Here is a 14,460-nt window from a genome sequence, read left to right on the forward strand (position 1 = left end):
AAAGCATCGCACAGCAAAAATTCTGTCACTTACCGTCCCTAGCGGAGTCTGCGGCGCCACCATTCGCGCGCTTTCGATTTTTCGATTCTCGGTTTTTCTAGGGGACCGCTCGCTGTGAAGAATATCCAACGCTCTCTCGTCCTTGGCGCCAGCATTGTTGCTCTTGCGGGCTGCGGCGCGGACGAAATCGTCTCGCCTGGCACCAGCGGCGACATCATCATCAACAATCCGTCGCCAACTCCCACCCCGACGCCGACCCCGACGCCGACCCAGTCGCTCGTCACTCCGGCTGCCGGCTGCCCGACAATTGCATCGACCGGCGGTCTTACCGACGCAGGCACGATCGAAGGCCCGACCGGCGAATATCGCGTGTGTCAGCTGCCGACGACCTTCAACGCAGACGACACCCTGCCCTTCATCGACGGCCTTCTTTATGAGATCTCGGGCCGCGTAAACGTCGGCACCGACCAGGGCTTCTCGAGTACCGGCAGCGACGTCAACCTGACGATCGAACCGGGCGTGATCCTCTTCGCGCAGGCCGAATCGTTCTTCGTCGTGAACCGCGGCAACACCATCGCAGCTGACGGCACCGCCGATCGCCCGATTGTCTGGACCAGCCGCGACAACGTTCTCGGCCTTTCGAGCGACGGCAGCGATGCACAGTGGGGCGGCGTCGTTCTTCTGGGCCGCGCTCCGGTCTCGGATTGTTCGACCCAGGTCTTCAACACCGCAGCGGCTCCCAACGCCAACCCGCAGTGTGAACAGCAGCTCGAAGGTACCGTCGTTGCAACGCCGTTCGGCGGTACCGACGATGCTGACAGCTCGGGTTCGTTCACCTTCAACCAGATCCGCTTCTCGGGCTTCGAGCTTCAGCAGGCGAACGAACTTCAGTCGCTGACCACCGGCGGCACCGGTTCCGGCACGGTTATCGAGAACCTCCTCTCGTTCAACAGCTCGGATGACGGTGTCGAATTCTTCGGCGGCTCGGTCAACGTCCGTAACCTCGCCGTGATCGGCGCGTCGGACGACTCGATCGACCTCGACAGCGGCGTTCAGACCAACATCGAAACCGGCATCGCTGTTCAGCGCACCAACACCGGTGACAGCCTGGTCGAATTCGACTCGCCCGACGATCTGGGTGACGGCACGCCTGGAAACGCTCTCCCGCAGAGCCGTGGTCAGTTCAACAACTTCACGTTCGTCCAGCGTTCTTCGGCTTCGGGCCAGGCTCTGCGCGTTCGCGGCGGTGCTGCTCTCGGCTTGACCAACTCGGTCATCGACCTCGACACCGCAGCCGACGTCTGCATCCGCGTTGACGAGCAGATCACGCTCGACGCCCTGATCGGCTTCGACTCGGTAGTCTGCGACGGCGTCGATCGCCCGGTTCGCGGTTCCGACGGTCCTTCGGATGCACAGGTTCAGGCGGTTGTCGATGCCGGTACCAACAACGACCTGACCGCGACGCTGACACTGACCGACACGGTTGTGAACGGTTCGTTCGAAAACGGCGTGACCGCTTTCGACGCGACCGCCCGTTCGTCCTTCTTCACCGACCTCGGCTTCGTTGGCGCAATTGAAAGCGCCATCGCCGACGACTTCGGTGACTGGACCTGCAACTCGTCGATCCTCGACTTCGGCAGCGCCACCGGCGACTGCACCTCGCTGCCGGTCTACTAATCGGCGCCTTTCGATCTTTGTGGGAGGCGCCCGTTTCTGGCGCCTCCCATTTTGCCATTTACGGGCCCTTCCGGCTCGATCCGATCTACAAGACCTAATCATGAGGGGGTCTCATACTATGTTGACTGGCAAGCGCCTGGCAGGGCTGCTGCTTCTCACCACGTCGCTCACTTTTCCAACGGTCCTGCACGCTCAGTCGACCGATACGAACGAGACCGACGAACTGGCGCAGGACGTCCAGCAGGACCCGCAGGACGAACAGGTTGAGGAGCCCGATATCTCGGTTCCCGGCGGATCGGGGATCATTGTCACTGGACGTCGCAACCGCAATCCGGAGCGTTCCTCCACGCAGGTGCTCAACGTCCTGTCCGAGGCGGACATCGCACGTACCGGCGAAGGCGACATTGCAGGCGCGCTCGGCCGTGTGACGGGCCTTTCGCTCGTCGGCGACGGCCGCGTCTTCGTTCGCGGTCTGGGTGATCGTTACTCGCTCGCCCTCCTCAACGGTCTTCCCCTTCCAAGCCCGGAACCGCTCAGCCGCGTCGTTCCGCTCGACATCTTCCCGACCAACGTCATTGCATCAAGCCTTGTGCAGAAGACCTATTCTGCCAACTATCCGGGCGAGTTCGGCGGCGGTGTGATCAACCTCACCACCAAGGCAGTCCCGGTAGAGGACTTCCTTTCCGTCAGCTTCGGCATCAGCGGTGACAGCGAGACCACGTTCGAGAACGGCCTGACCTATTTCGGCTCCGATCTCGACTCATTCGGTTTCGACAACGGCAACCGCGACATTCCGTCGAACCTGCAGGCCTTCTTCGACAGCGGCGAGCGTATCGGTACGGTCGACCTTGCAACGTCCGAAGGCATTGCCGGTCAGCTTTTCCCGCTGAACCTGGTAACTCTCCAGCGTGACAACTCGCAGCGCCCGAACTTCTCGGGCTCGATCACCGGCGGGCTTTCGTTCGAGCTTGGTGATGACACCTTCCTCGGCGTGATTGCGACGGCTTCGATCAAGAACAGCCTGCGCAACCGCCAGGTCCTCTCGCAGAGGGGTAACAACGACCTCAGCGAAGTGTTCGAGACCAGCGAGACCTTCATCACCGATGAGAACATCCTGGTGAACGGCCTCCTCGGCTTCGGTCTCGATTTCGGACCGCATACCGTTCGCTGGACCAACCTCTACATCCGCGACACTCTCAAGACCGCACGTCTTGAGGAAGCCTTCGATCCCTTCCCCGGTGAGACAGGCTTTGACTTCATCAACCAGCAGACCGCATGGTTTGAGCGTCAGCTGATGGACACGCAGTTGGTGGCGGAGCTCGATTTTGATCGTCTCAGCGTTGATCTGCGTGGCGGCTATGCTCGCACCGATCGCGAAGCGCCGTTCAACACGACCTTCAGCTACACCCGCACCAACTTCACCGGCAACCAGTTCGGCGATCTGTTCGTCGCCTACTTCAACCAGCTGTCGGACGCGGGGATCACCACCGTCGCCTTCGACGATCTGCAGGAAGAGCTGTGGTATGGCGGCATCGACCTCGGCTACGAGATCACCGACAACTTTGAAGCGACCGTCGGCTACGCCTATTCGGACACCGACCGCCGTTCGGAGAGCCGCGAGTTCCGTCCGTTCATTTCGCCCGACCCTGCCAATGTCGATCTGGGCCTGAACGAAACCGCAGCGGTTGCGCTCGGCCTTCGTCGTCCGGGCGACATCATCAACGGCGCAACCCTCTCAGGGTTCAACGTGAACCTGACCGAAGCAACGCCGTTCCCTGTGTTCGATGCAGCTCTCGAAACGCAGGCTGGCTACGGCCTCGTGCGCTGGCTGCCGACCGACACGCTGACGCTGGAAGCGGGTCTTCGCTACGAAGATGCAAGCCAGGTCGTCGCGCTTGACCAGTCGGTGTTCAACACCCCGATTGCAGGTGCCACGCCGACCGACATCTTCAACGACTACTTCCTGCCGTCGGGTACGATTACCTGGGAGCCGATTCCCGACTTCCAGCTGCGCGCTTCGGCATCGCAGACGATCGCCCGCCCGCAGTTCCGCGAACTCGTCGAGCAGCGTTACTTCGATCCGGAATCCAACCGGCTCTTCCAGGGTAACCCGCTGCTTCAGGACTCCGAGCTGATCAACGCCGAAGTCCGCGCCGAGTACTATATGGGCGGTCCCAACCGGGTGAGCCTTGCAGGCTTCTACAAGGAGATCGACAACCCGATCGAGAGCACGTTCAACGTCGCATCGGGCCAGGTCTTCACCAGCTTTGCAAACGCACCTTCGGCTGAGCTCTACGGGCTTGAGCTCGACGCGGTCTACGGCATTGACCTGTATGGCATGGGCGGCAGCTTCTGGGAGACAAAGCAGCTGCTCTTCATCGCCAACTACACCTACACCCAGTCGGAGCTTTCGGTCAGCGACACCGATATCGCTCCTGTGCCCGGCAACGCCAACCAGCTCGCAAGCCTCATCTTCGATGATGGCGCTCCGCTGGTGGGTCAGTCCGACCACCTCGCCAACATCTCGATCGGGATCGAGGACACCGAGAAGACGCAGCAGCTCTCAGTGCTCTTCAACTATGCGAGCGAGCGTGTGACGCAGCGTGCCGGCGCGCAGCCTGACTTCGTTGAGGATCCGGGCCTGACGATCGACATCGTTGCCCGCACCGAGCTTCAGCTTGGCGTTCCGATGGAGCTGAGCTTCGAGGTCCGCAACATCACTGGCCGCGACAACTTCGAGTTCCAGGAGCTCGGCGCGAACCGCGTGGAGTTCAACACTTTCGACGTGGGCACGTCTTTCTCGCTGGGGATCAAGGCCGACTTCTGATCGCCTGACCTCTCCCGCACTCCAGAAGGGCCGCTTCCATCATGGGAGCGGCCCTTCTCGTTGGAGCTCTGGAAGTGCTGGCGCGCTCAGCCGATGTCGAAGACGTAACCTGCCCCGCGCACGGTGCGCAGGGGGTTGCCGCCGCCCGCCGCCTTGATCGCGCGCCGCAGCCGTCCGACCCAGACATCGACCGTTCGCTCGTCGATCTCCGGTTCGCGCTTGCCCAGCCCTGCGATGAGGTCATCCCGGCTCATCACCGTGTTGGGGTTCTCGGCGAAGAAGCGCAGCAGGCGGAACTCGTTGGGCCGCAGCTTGATCGGCTCATCGGCCCAGCGCGCCTGAAGCGCCGCCATGTCGATCGACAGTTCGCCGATCTGAGTGCGGCGTGTTGCATGCCGGTCGGGCGTCTTGCTTTGCAGCGCGAGCACCCGGTCGAGCACGCCGGTGCGGCTGAGCGGTCCGACCACGTAGTCATCGGCTCCTGCCTTAAGCGCCCGGCGGCGATCCTCTTCGTCGTCCTCTTCGAGCACCATCGTGATGTGCGCTTCGGCGGTGCGCTCATCAGCGCGCAACCGGCGGCACATTTCGAGGCCTGCGAGGTCCTCCATCACCCAGTCGACGAAGACCCACAACGCGCCATCGACGAGCCTTTTGGGACCATCAGAGCCCAGCCGGTCGAAGGTGATCCGGCGACCATCATGGATGAAGTCTTCGCGAAAGCTATCCGGACCATCGCCGAGATCGCTGGTCAGGAAGACGGTTATGACATCCATGAGCCGGGCCAAGTCCAGTGGTTGCAAAGGCAGTGCACCACGGGAACTGACGCGCGCTTGTGACGCGTTCGTGACGAGAAGCACGCGAGTTCGTCATGCTTGTCACAAACCGCCCGAAACCGGCGCTAAGACGCTCAACTCCTGACCGAAACCGTCTCCATCGGCGGCAAGCCCATGCCCAGCCCCGTGGGCTCTTTGGGACGATAGGGTTTCTCCAGCAAAGCAACCTCGTCATCGGCCAGTTCAAGCTCCACTGCGGCAAGCGCAGCTTCGAGGTGGTGCGGCTTGGTCGCGCCGATGATCGGCGCGCACATGGCTGGCCGGGTGAAGTGCCAGGCGAGAGCGATGCTCGCCATCGCATCGCCGCGTTCCTCGGCAAGCTCTGCAAGCGCCGTGATGATCGACTGGTCGGCCTCGTCCTCGTCCTTGTAGAGCGCCTTGCCCACCCCGTCGGTTTTCGATCGCACCGTTTCCTCGCCAAGCGGCCTAGCCAGTCGACCGCGTGCAAGCGGGCTCCACGGGATCACGCCCACGCCTTCATCCTCGCACAGAGGCAGCATCTCGCGCTCTTCTTCGCGGTAGAGCAGGTTCAGCTGATTCTGCATCGAGATGAAGGGCGTCCAACCGTTCGCCCGCGCGGTCTCCTGCGCCTTGGCGAATTGCCACGCATACATCGAGGACGCCCCGATATGCAGCGCCTTGCCCGTCTTCACTATGTCGTGCAGCGCCTCCATCGTCTCCTCGATCGGCGTTGCATCGTCCCAGCGGTGGATCTGGAACAGGTCGACATAGTCCATGCCCAGCCGCGTCAGGCTGTCATCCATCGCCTTCATCAGCGCCTTGCGCGAATTGCCCCCCGCATTGGGCGCCTGCCGCCACGGGAAGTAGGCCTTGGTCGCAACCACGATCTCATCGCGCCGCGCCATCTCGCCGAGCAGCTTGCCGGTGATCTCTTCCGACGTTCCGCCGGAGTAGACGTTGGCGGTATCGAAGAAGTTGATCCCTCCCTCCAGCGCCTGCCGGAAGAACGGGCGGCTTGCATCCTCATCAAGCAGCCAGTCGCCGTGCCAGCCCTTGGTCGTATCGCCATAGCTCATGCAGCCAAGGCACAGGCGCGAGACCGTCAGGCCCGAGTTTCCAAGACGGGTGAATTTCATGAGCGGTTACTCCTTCGATGGACCACGCAAGGGGGTGGTTTGAAAATATGAGCCGTTCCCGCAAGGTCCTGTGAATATTGGAGTTTTCGAGAAATGCGGCTGTAGGATGTGTGACTTTCCAGATTTCGGCGGCGTGACAATGCTTGAGATTGCGTTCTATCAGTCGCCCACTCAGTAGGAAACCGACGCGGGCCTCAACTCAGCGTCAGTCCGCCATCGACCACCAGCGTCTGCCCGGTCATGTAACTCGACAGGGGCGATGCAAGGAACAGCGCCGCGCCAGCCATGTCTTCGGGCGTACCCATTCGGCGCAGCGGGATCGAGCGCAGCGAAGCCTCCAGCCGCTCAGGATGCTGCGTCGTGACAGCGGTCAACTTGGTCGGGACCAGCCCCGGCGCGATGCCGTTCACGCGGATGCCGTCGCGCGCCCACGCCTCGCCCAGTGTCTTCACAAGGCTCGCCGCGCCGGCCTTTGACGCCGCATAGGCGGGGTTGCCAATTACCGACTTGAACGCCGCGACCGAGGAAACGACGATCATCGTCCCGTCGCTTTCTCCAAGTGCAGGATGAAACGCCCACGCGCAGTCGGCGACCGAGTTCAAGTTGACCTCGATCACGTCGTCCCAACCGGGCCGCTCGAATTCCTTGCGGCCATAGCGCACGATGCCCTGGCACTGAACCAGCACGTCGAGCGCGCCAAAATCCGCCGCCAGCGCCGCCGCGCCGTCGCGGTCGGTCACGTCCAGCTGACGATAGCCGAGCCCTGTAAGATCGCTGTCCTCCGCCTCGAGATAATCGCCCTCATCGGGCCGCGTACCGGTGACATAAACCTCAGCACCGCGAGCGCGAAAGCCCTGCGCGATGCCATTGCCGATCCCACTCGACCCGCCGATGACGAGGACGCGTTTGCCGGTGAAATCGAGGGGGTTGGTCATGCTTGTTCTCCGCTAGCCATACTAGAAGAGCGGGACGACCGGTTTGTAAAGTCAGAGGTTGCGGCGCAAGTCCGCTAGTGGACTAGAGCATGCGCGAAACAGATGGCGGGGACGGGGTGGAAAGCGGATAGCAGCGATTAGGGGGCGATCACGCCGTAGACACCCCAAATGTCTTCGATCTGGTTGTCCTTGGTCCGCCAGCGGACTGACCACAGGTTTCGGAAGATGAGGCCTCGCTTTACTGTGGCCGACTTGAAATCGGCCTTGTTCGGATAGGACCGAACCGAAAAACCCTGGCTCCGTAGCTCCTTGAGAAGCTCGGCTTCGCTCATACCAATCGGGAATTTGGCCTTCACGCGCTCGTCGAAGACCTTCTCGCCTTCGGCATAGTTCGAGGGCAGGTCGTAACCGAGAGCCGGTGGTCTAGGATATGGCCAGCGCATGCCACTGTTTCACACGACTACCGATTGTCCGCAATGGGTCGAGAGCAATATGTCCGCTTCCATATAGCCCGGCCCACACACCCGACCACCAGAACCCTCAGATCGCGCGGCTGACCACTTCCTTCATGATCTCGCTCGTGCCGCCATAGATGCGGGCGACGCGGGCGTCGCGCCACAGGCGGGCAATGGCGTATTCGTTCATATAGCCTGCCCCGCCATGCAGTTGCAGGCAGGCATCGACCATCTCCCACTGCATCTCGGTGTGCCACAGCTTGGCAGCCGATGCCTCGTCGGTGGTCAGCTCTCCGCGAAGGTGGCGCGCTATCGCCCAGTCGAGATGCGCCCAGCCGACCTGCAGCTTGGCCTTGAGGTCGGCGAGCGTGAACTTGGTGTTCTGGAATTCGAAGACGGTGGTGCCGAACGCCTTGCGGTCCTTGGTGAAGTTGACCGCTTCGTCGAAGGCGCGCTGCGCCCCGGCCTGTGCGGAGACCGCGATGCTGAGGCGTTCCTGCGGCAGCTCTTCCATCAGATGGATGAAGCCGCGCCCTTCTCCGCCAAGGATGTTCGTCTTAGGCACGCGCACATCGGCGAAGAATAGTTCCGAGGTGTCGGCCGAATGCTGGCCGATCTTGTCGAGATTGCGACCCTTCTCGAAGCCCGGAGTGCCTGCATCGACCAGCACAAGCGAAGTGCCCTTGGCGCCTTCTGCTGGATTCGTCTTGGCGACCACGATCACCACATCGGCGTTCTGGCCGTTGGTGATGTAGGTCTTGGACCCGTTGACGACGAGGTGATTGCCATCCTCGATCGCGGTGGTCTTTATCCCTTGCAGATCGCTGCCCGTGCCCGGTTCGGTCATCGCGATGGCGCTGATGATGTCGCCCGAGATCATGCCGGGCAGGTACTTCGCCTTCTGTTCCTCGCTGCCGAGCCGCTCGAAATAGTTGACGGTGATGTCGTTCTGGAGCGTGAAGCCGGCGGACGAGCCCATGTAAGCAAGCTCTTCGGCGAGCACGCAGTTGAACCCGAAATCGAGGCCGAGCCCGCCGTTCTCTTCCTTGACCGTGGGGCACAGCATGCCCGCTTCGCCCAGCGCCTTCCACGCCTTGCGCGGGACCAGGCCGTCCGCCTCGTGGTCGTCGAGATACGGCTCCATGTGTTCGGAGAAGACCTTGCGAACGGTGTCGCGGAAGGCTTCGTGGTCGTCGTTGTAAGCGGTGCGGTGCGCGGTATCGAGCATGCGGGTGTGGTCTCTCTCTAAGGTCCAGTTTCGAGGTGCAACTGAACCTCAGAGCCACGCTCATGTAAAGGGGGCAATCTGCCCGCGGCGGTTCAATTCGCCTTGTTGCAGATCACCAGGACGCGCATCGTTTCGCCGTCATTGCTGAAGACGGGTGAGGCCTGCCCGGTTGGCAGATCGCGCAGCAGTTCCTGCACCGCGCCCGGCAGGCGTTCCTGCGGGACGTGGCGGTTGCGGGTGATCTCTGCGTCGATGTCGCGGGCAACGTTGATCGCGTCCGCGCAGGAAGCGATTTCCCTGGTGCGCGCCTCGAATGCCTCTGCCGACATGCCAGCCGATGCGACCGACAATTGCACGAGGTGATAGCTGGGCTGAAACGAACCACGCGCGCCTTCGACCACCTGCGCGGAAGCAGCGACCGGAGCGATTGTTGCAGCGAGCAGCGCGGCTGAGCCAAGGGACTTTGCGGAAAGAGACCGTGCGAACATTTGAGACACCTCCTGTTACCCCCGTCGGAGAGTGTCGAGTTCAGCCATGAACGCGGGGTGAATTCGCCCTTGCGGCGTGGCCGAGATCAGCCCACGAAAGCGCGCTCAATCACGAACTGGCCGGGCTTGTTGTTCGCGCCCTCTTCGAAGCCGCGCGCTTCGAGGTCGGCGGCGTGGTCCTTGATCATCGCCATCGAGCCGCACAGCATCACGCGGTCGGTTTCGGGGTCGAATTTCTTGGGGCCCTTGGAATCCTTGAACAGGCGGCCGTCGTCGATCAGCACCTGGATGCGGTCCGAGGTGTGGAACTCCTCGCGGGTCACAGTGGGGACGTAGATCATCTTTTCGCGATCCTCGTCCTCGAGCAGCGGATCACCTTCGAGCTTGCTTTCAAGAAGCTCGCGATAGGCAAGGTCGGCAACCCGGCGTACCGAATGAACGACGATCACCTCGTCATACATCTGGTACACTTCGGGATCGCGCACGAGGCTCATGAACGGCGCAAGGCCGGTGCCGGTCGATAACATGAACAGCCGCTTGCCTGGAAGCAGCGCATCGGTGACGAGCGTGCCGGTCGGCTTCTTGCCGAGATAGATCGGATCGCCCGGCTTGATGTGCTGAAGGCGCGAGGTCAGCGGGCCGTCCTGCACGATGATCGAGAGAAACTCGAGCTCCTCCGCGTATGATGGGCACGCCATGGAGTAAGCGCGCAGCAGCGGCTTTCCGTCGTCTTTGGGCAGGCCGATCATGATGAACTCACCCGAGCGGAAACGGAACGGGGCCGGGCGCGTCATCTTGAGGCTGAAAAGCTCTTCATTCCACTGGTGGACCTCTGTCACGGTCTCAACGGAAATCGCTCCGCTTTCCTGAAACGCATCGCGCGGGGGAATCGGGGAGGTGGTGGTGGCAGTCTCAGTCAAAACATCGGCCTCGAATTCAGGTGTGCGAGGCGCGGGGCGCACCTCATGCTTGCGGGGGCAAATGGCGGTTTTGCCCCCGCGCATCAAGGTAGATTAGCGTTTTCGCCCTAAAGCGCGCCTTTTGAAGGTGACGTGTCCGTCAACGCCCGATCAGTTCCAGCCCGCGCGGTCGAAGACCTGCACCGCCTGCGCCTGATTGCGCCCGATTTCGGCGGCGTTGAGCGTGTCGGCCTTGAACTCGCCAAGTTGTTCGACCGCCGAGTTGGCTTCGAGCCCGGCAACGGCAGGATACTCGTTATTGCCATCCGCGAAGTAACGCTGCGCGCTTTCCGAAGTCAGGTATTCGAGGAAGGCAATCGCGTTCTCGCGGTTGGGTGCGTTCATCGTCACGCCTGCGCCCGACAGGTTGATGTGCGTGCCGCGCCCATCCTGGTCGGGGAAGATAACGCCAAGCTTGTCGAAGATCGCGCGCTGCTCCTCATCGCCGCCGGCAAAGCGCGCGAGGTAGTAGGAGTTGACCACCGCAATCCGGCATTCGCCTGCGGCCACGCTTTCGATCTGCGCGGTGTCGTTGCCCTGCGGATCGCGGGCAAAGTTGGCGACCACGCCGCTCGCCCACTCCTCTGCGCTTTCGACCCCGTCATGCGCGATCAGCGCGGAAAGCAGCGAGATGTTGTAGATGTTCGAGGAGGAGCGAATGCAGATGTCGCCGCGATAAGCCGGGTCGGCGAGATCGGCATAGGTTTCGAGGCCCTCGGGCTCGCCTGCGTCCTTGTTGTAGATGATGACGCGCGCACGGGTCGACAGGCCGAACCACAGGCCATCGGGATGCCGCAGGTGATCGGGCAGACGCTCGGTCAGCACGTCGGACTGGACGGCGGAGAGAATGCCCGCTTCCTCGGCGCGCCAGAGGCGGCCTGCGTCGACAGTGATGAGAAGGTCGGCAGGCGAAAATTCGCCTTCGCTCTCGATCCGTTCGATCAGCGCGTCCGCATCGGCCTCAATGCGGTTGACGGTGATCCCCGTTTGCTCGGTAAAGTCCTCGTAGAGCGCCAGATCGGTGTCGTAGTGGCGTGAGGAATAGATGTTGACCTCGCCATTGCCAGCGACGCTCGCCTCATCTTCGCCGTCGGCACAAGCCGTCACAGCAAGAGCGCCAAGCACGAGCGACGCGCTGCCGAGAATCAGTTTCTTCATGGATGTTCCTTCCGTCATTCTTGCGAATGATTTGCAATAGTAGAATGGCGAATGCAAGCTCTAATCGCGCTTAAAGGCGCGAACGCTCCCTGCGCGCGGGGTAACGCGATAGCGCTGCCCTTCCTCGACCGGCGATGTGGTCTGGATGCTGATTTCCTCGCCGTTTTCGCTTTTGACCAGCACCCGGCTCGCAACGCCGAGCGGGTGAACGTCGAGCACCGCGAGGCCACCGGCATCCGGCGCGCATTCGAGTGCCTCTGCATGGATGAGAAGGTCGAGATCGGGCCCTTGCGGGATATCGCCCGAAACGCTGGCGAGCGGCCAGATGCCGAGCGGAGTGCGCAATTGCTCGCCCTCGCGCGCCGCAACGAGGATCTGCGCGCCGCCGAAAATCGCTCCGACCGATGCGGTCGCGGGCCGCTCGTGCAGGTCCTCAGGCGTGCCGAACTGGACGATCCGTCCGCCTTCCATCACCGCGATCCGGTCGCCGACGTCGAGCGCTTCTTCCGGGTCGTGCGTGACCATCACCGTGGTCGTCCCTGCCTCGCGCAGCAGGCGTCGGCAATCGCGCCGCAGACGCCGCCTCAGCACGATATCGACGCTCGCAAAGGGCTCGTCCATCAGCAGCACCTTGGGCCCCGGAGCCATCGCGCGGGCGAGCGCCGCGCGTTGTTGCTGCCCGCCAGAGAGTTCATGCGGATACCGCCCGCCCAGCCCCGAAAGCCCGACCCGCTCGAGCCAGTCCTCGATCACCGCCTCGCTCGCACTTGAGCGCGGCAGGCCGAACGCGATGTTCTTCGCGATCGTCATGTGCGGGAAAAGCGCGCCGTCCTGAAATACGAGGCCCACCGGACGCGCCTCGGGAGGCGGGTTTCGTCCGGGCTCCGCCATCACCTCTCCGCCGACGCTGACGCTGCCTTCCTGCACTTCGAGCAAGCCCGCCGCGAGGTTCAGCAAGGTTGACTTGCCGCAACCCGACGATCCAAGCAGGCAGGTGATTTCTCCGGCATTCGCGCTAAAGGACACGGCCTTAAGCGCCGCAACATCTCCGTAAGCATGGGCAATATGACGAAATTCAAGGCTCACACGATTGTCCGTTTTGGAAACGCACCCGGCAAATGCAGGTGAGCCGCATTACGCAGGTCGATGGGGCCAAGGCAAGCACAGCTGCGCGCTTGCAGCTTGATGGCTGGACGCTTAGCGCGCTCGTGCTGGCCGCCTTTGCCGCGCTGCCGATTGTCGCCATTCTTGCCACAGCGCCCGAAGGCGGGTTCGAGGCGATCGCGCACCTCGCGCAGACCGTGTTGGGACGATATGTCGCCAACACGCTGGCGCTGATGGTGATGGCTGGCGGCTTTGCGTTGGTGGTCGGCACGGGATGCGCGTGGCTGGTGAGCGCGGCGCGGTTTCCGGGAAGGCGCCTGTTCGCCTGGGCGTTGGTGCTGCCGCTCGCGGTTCCGGCTTACATCGCGGCCTATCTCTATGCCGACCTCCTCGATTTTACAGGACCTGTCCAAAGCGGGCTTCGCAGCACATTCGACCTGTCTGTGGGCGAATACTGGTTCCCCGAAATGCGCTCGCTCACCGGCGGTGCGTTTGTGCTCGGCATCGTGCTTTACCCTTACGTCTATCTGCTCGCCCGCTCCGCCTTTGCAGCGCAGAGCCTGTCCCAATTCCGCGCCGCGCGCAGTCTTGGAGCAACACCTGCGCGAGCCTTCTGGCGCGTCGCCTTACCCGCCGCTCGCCCCGCGATTGCTGGCGGGCTGGCGCTGGTTTTGATGGAGGTGCTCGCGGACTTTGGCGTGGCTCAATACTTTGCGATCCCCACCTTCTCGACCGGCATCTTTCGCAGCTGGCTTGCGATGGGCGACAAGCAGGCTGCGCTAAAGCTTGCCGCCTTCATGCTGATCTTCGTCATCGCGCTGATCGCCTGGGAAGCGCGTACACGAACGGGTCGCACAGCGAGCAAGGACGGTCTTGCCGCGCGCGAGGACACGCCATTGGTGGAGCTTTCTCCCATGGGCAAGGCACTGGCGAGCATCGCCTGCGCGCTTCCGCTGCTGCTCGGCTTCGTCGTTCCGGCGGTCCATCTCGCGATGATGTCGATGAGCGATACGGCAATCGCGGCGGCAGGCGACCTTTGGGACTATGCAAGCGGCAGCCTGTGGCTGGGCCTAGCCACCGCGCTCGTCTGCCTTGTCGCCGCGCTGGTGCTCGGATTTGCCAAGGCGCGCTCGCAAAGCCGCATCGCGCGCGGGGCAATCCGGGTGTCGACGCTCGGCTATGCGATGCCGGGCGCGCTGCTCGCCGTGGGCTTGCTGGCTCCGCTCGGCGCGCTTGATATCGGGCTGACGCGGGGGCTGCGCGACACATTTGGCTATACCGGCGGACTGGTGCTGACCGGCACGTCGTTGGTACTTGTCTATGCGCTCGCTGTCCGATTCCTGACCGTCGCTTACAACAGCGTCGATGGAGGGCTTGCTGCAATCCCGCCCTCGCTCGACGCGGCAGCGCGTTCGCTTGGCGCAGGCCCTGCACGGGTGTTGGCGAAGATTTACGTGCCGCTGCTCTCGCCCAGCCTTGCCGCAGCCGCCGCGCTCGTTTTCATCGACACGGTTCGCGAACTACCCGCGACGCTGATCCTGCGGCCCTTCAATCTCGAAACGCTCGCCACGCGCACCTACCGCCTCGCCAGCGACGAGCGGCTGGTCGAAGCCTCGATCCCCGCGCTCATCCTGCTCGCCGCCGGATTGCTCCCGGTCTTGCTGCTCACGCGGAGCGCGAAGCGCTGAACTGTCAGGAT

12 protein-coding genes are annotated in these 14,460 nt (G+C 62.8%); 3 read left to right on the forward strand and 9 right to left on the reverse strand.

Annotated features, from left to right (window positions below):
* Positions 1-114 precede the first annotated feature (114 nt).
* Together NAP1_RS09005 and NAP1_RS09010 are read left to right on the forward strand one after the other, a co-directional pair.
* Positions 115-1,677 carry a hypothetical protein gene (locus tag NAP1_RS09005; RefSeq protein ID WP_007164966.1) on the forward strand — a complete coding sequence of 521 codons (1,563 nt, stop codon included), beginning with the start codon at positions 115-117 and terminating at the stop codon, positions 1,675-1,677.
* A gap of 118 nt (positions 1,678-1,795) precedes the next feature.
* Complete coding sequence (locus tag NAP1_RS09010; RefSeq protein ID WP_007164967.1) at positions 1,796-4,504, forward strand: TonB-dependent receptor domain-containing protein; 2,709 nt, start codon at positions 1,796-1,798, stop codon at positions 4,502-4,504.
* Positions 4,505-4,590: 86 nt separating this feature from the next.
* Here the strand turns inward: NAP1_RS09010 and NAP1_RS09015 are convergent, their stop codons facing one another.
* The 9 genes from NAP1_RS09015 to NAP1_RS09055 form a co-directional block, all read right to left on the reverse strand.
* Positions 4,591-5,277 (reverse strand): response regulator transcription factor, encoded by a 687-nt coding sequence (locus NAP1_RS09015; protein WP_007164968.1) that lies wholly within the window; start codon positions 5,275-5,277, stop codon positions 4,591-4,593.
* A 134-nt stretch (positions 5,278-5,411) separates the two neighbouring features.
* Positions 5,412-6,434: an aldo/keto reductase gene (locus NAP1_RS09020; protein WP_007164969.1), complete on the reverse strand. Its 1,023-nt coding sequence runs from the start codon at positions 6,432-6,434 to the stop codon at positions 5,412-5,414.
* Positions 6,435-6,628: 194 nt separating this feature from the next.
* Positions 6,629-7,369 (reverse strand): SDR family NAD(P)-dependent oxidoreductase, encoded by a 741-nt coding sequence (locus NAP1_RS09025; protein ID WP_007164970.1) that lies wholly within the window; start codon positions 7,367-7,369, stop codon positions 6,629-6,631.
* A gap of 137 nt (positions 7,370-7,506) precedes the next feature.
* The gene (locus tag NAP1_RS09030; protein ID WP_007164971.1) at positions 7,507-7,812 is read right to left on the reverse strand and encodes a hypothetical protein; all 306 of its coding nucleotides are present in this window, start codon (positions 7,810-7,812) and stop codon (positions 7,507-7,509) included.
* Between the two features lie 97 nt (positions 7,813-7,909).
* A complete protein-coding gene (locus tag NAP1_RS09035) occupies positions 7,910-9,052 on the reverse strand; it encodes an acyl-CoA dehydrogenase family protein (protein WP_007164972.1) in 1,143 nt (380 codons plus the stop codon).
* Positions 9,053-9,144: 92 nt separating this feature from the next.
* Complete coding sequence (locus NAP1_RS09040; RefSeq protein WP_007164973.1) at positions 9,145-9,540, reverse strand: hypothetical protein; 396 nt, start codon at positions 9,538-9,540, stop codon at positions 9,145-9,147.
* An 86-nt stretch (positions 9,541-9,626) separates the two neighbouring features.
* Positions 9,627-10,460, reverse strand: coding sequence for a ferredoxin--NADP reductase (locus NAP1_RS09045; protein WP_371169993.1), 834 nt, complete (start codon positions 10,458-10,460; stop codon positions 9,627-9,629).
* Between the two features lie 150 nt (positions 10,461-10,610).
* Entirely contained in the window at positions 10,611-11,657 is a 1,047-nt protein-coding gene (locus NAP1_RS09050; protein ID WP_007164975.1) for a Fe(3+) ABC transporter substrate-binding protein, read from the reverse strand.
* Positions 11,658-11,717: 60 nt separating this feature from the next.
* The gene (locus NAP1_RS09055; RefSeq protein WP_007164976.1) at positions 11,718-12,743 is read right to left on the reverse strand and encodes an ABC transporter ATP-binding protein; all 1,026 of its coding nucleotides are present in this window, start codon (positions 12,741-12,743) and stop codon (positions 11,718-11,720) included.
* A 32-nt stretch (positions 12,744-12,775) separates the two neighbouring features.
* Between NAP1_RS09055 and NAP1_RS09060 the strand changes: the two genes are divergently transcribed.
* Positions 12,776-14,449 carry an iron ABC transporter permease gene (locus NAP1_RS09060; protein WP_007164977.1) on the forward strand — a complete coding sequence of 558 codons (1,674 nt, stop codon included), beginning with the start codon at positions 12,776-12,778 and terminating at the stop codon, positions 14,447-14,449.
* Positions 14,450-14,460: the final 11 nt, after the last annotated feature.

Origin of the sequence: Erythrobacter sp. NAP1 (assembly GCF_000152865.1) — a bacterium.
In the GTDB taxonomy this organism is placed as follows: Bacteria; Pseudomonadota; Alphaproteobacteria; order Sphingomonadales; family Sphingomonadaceae; genus Erythrobacter.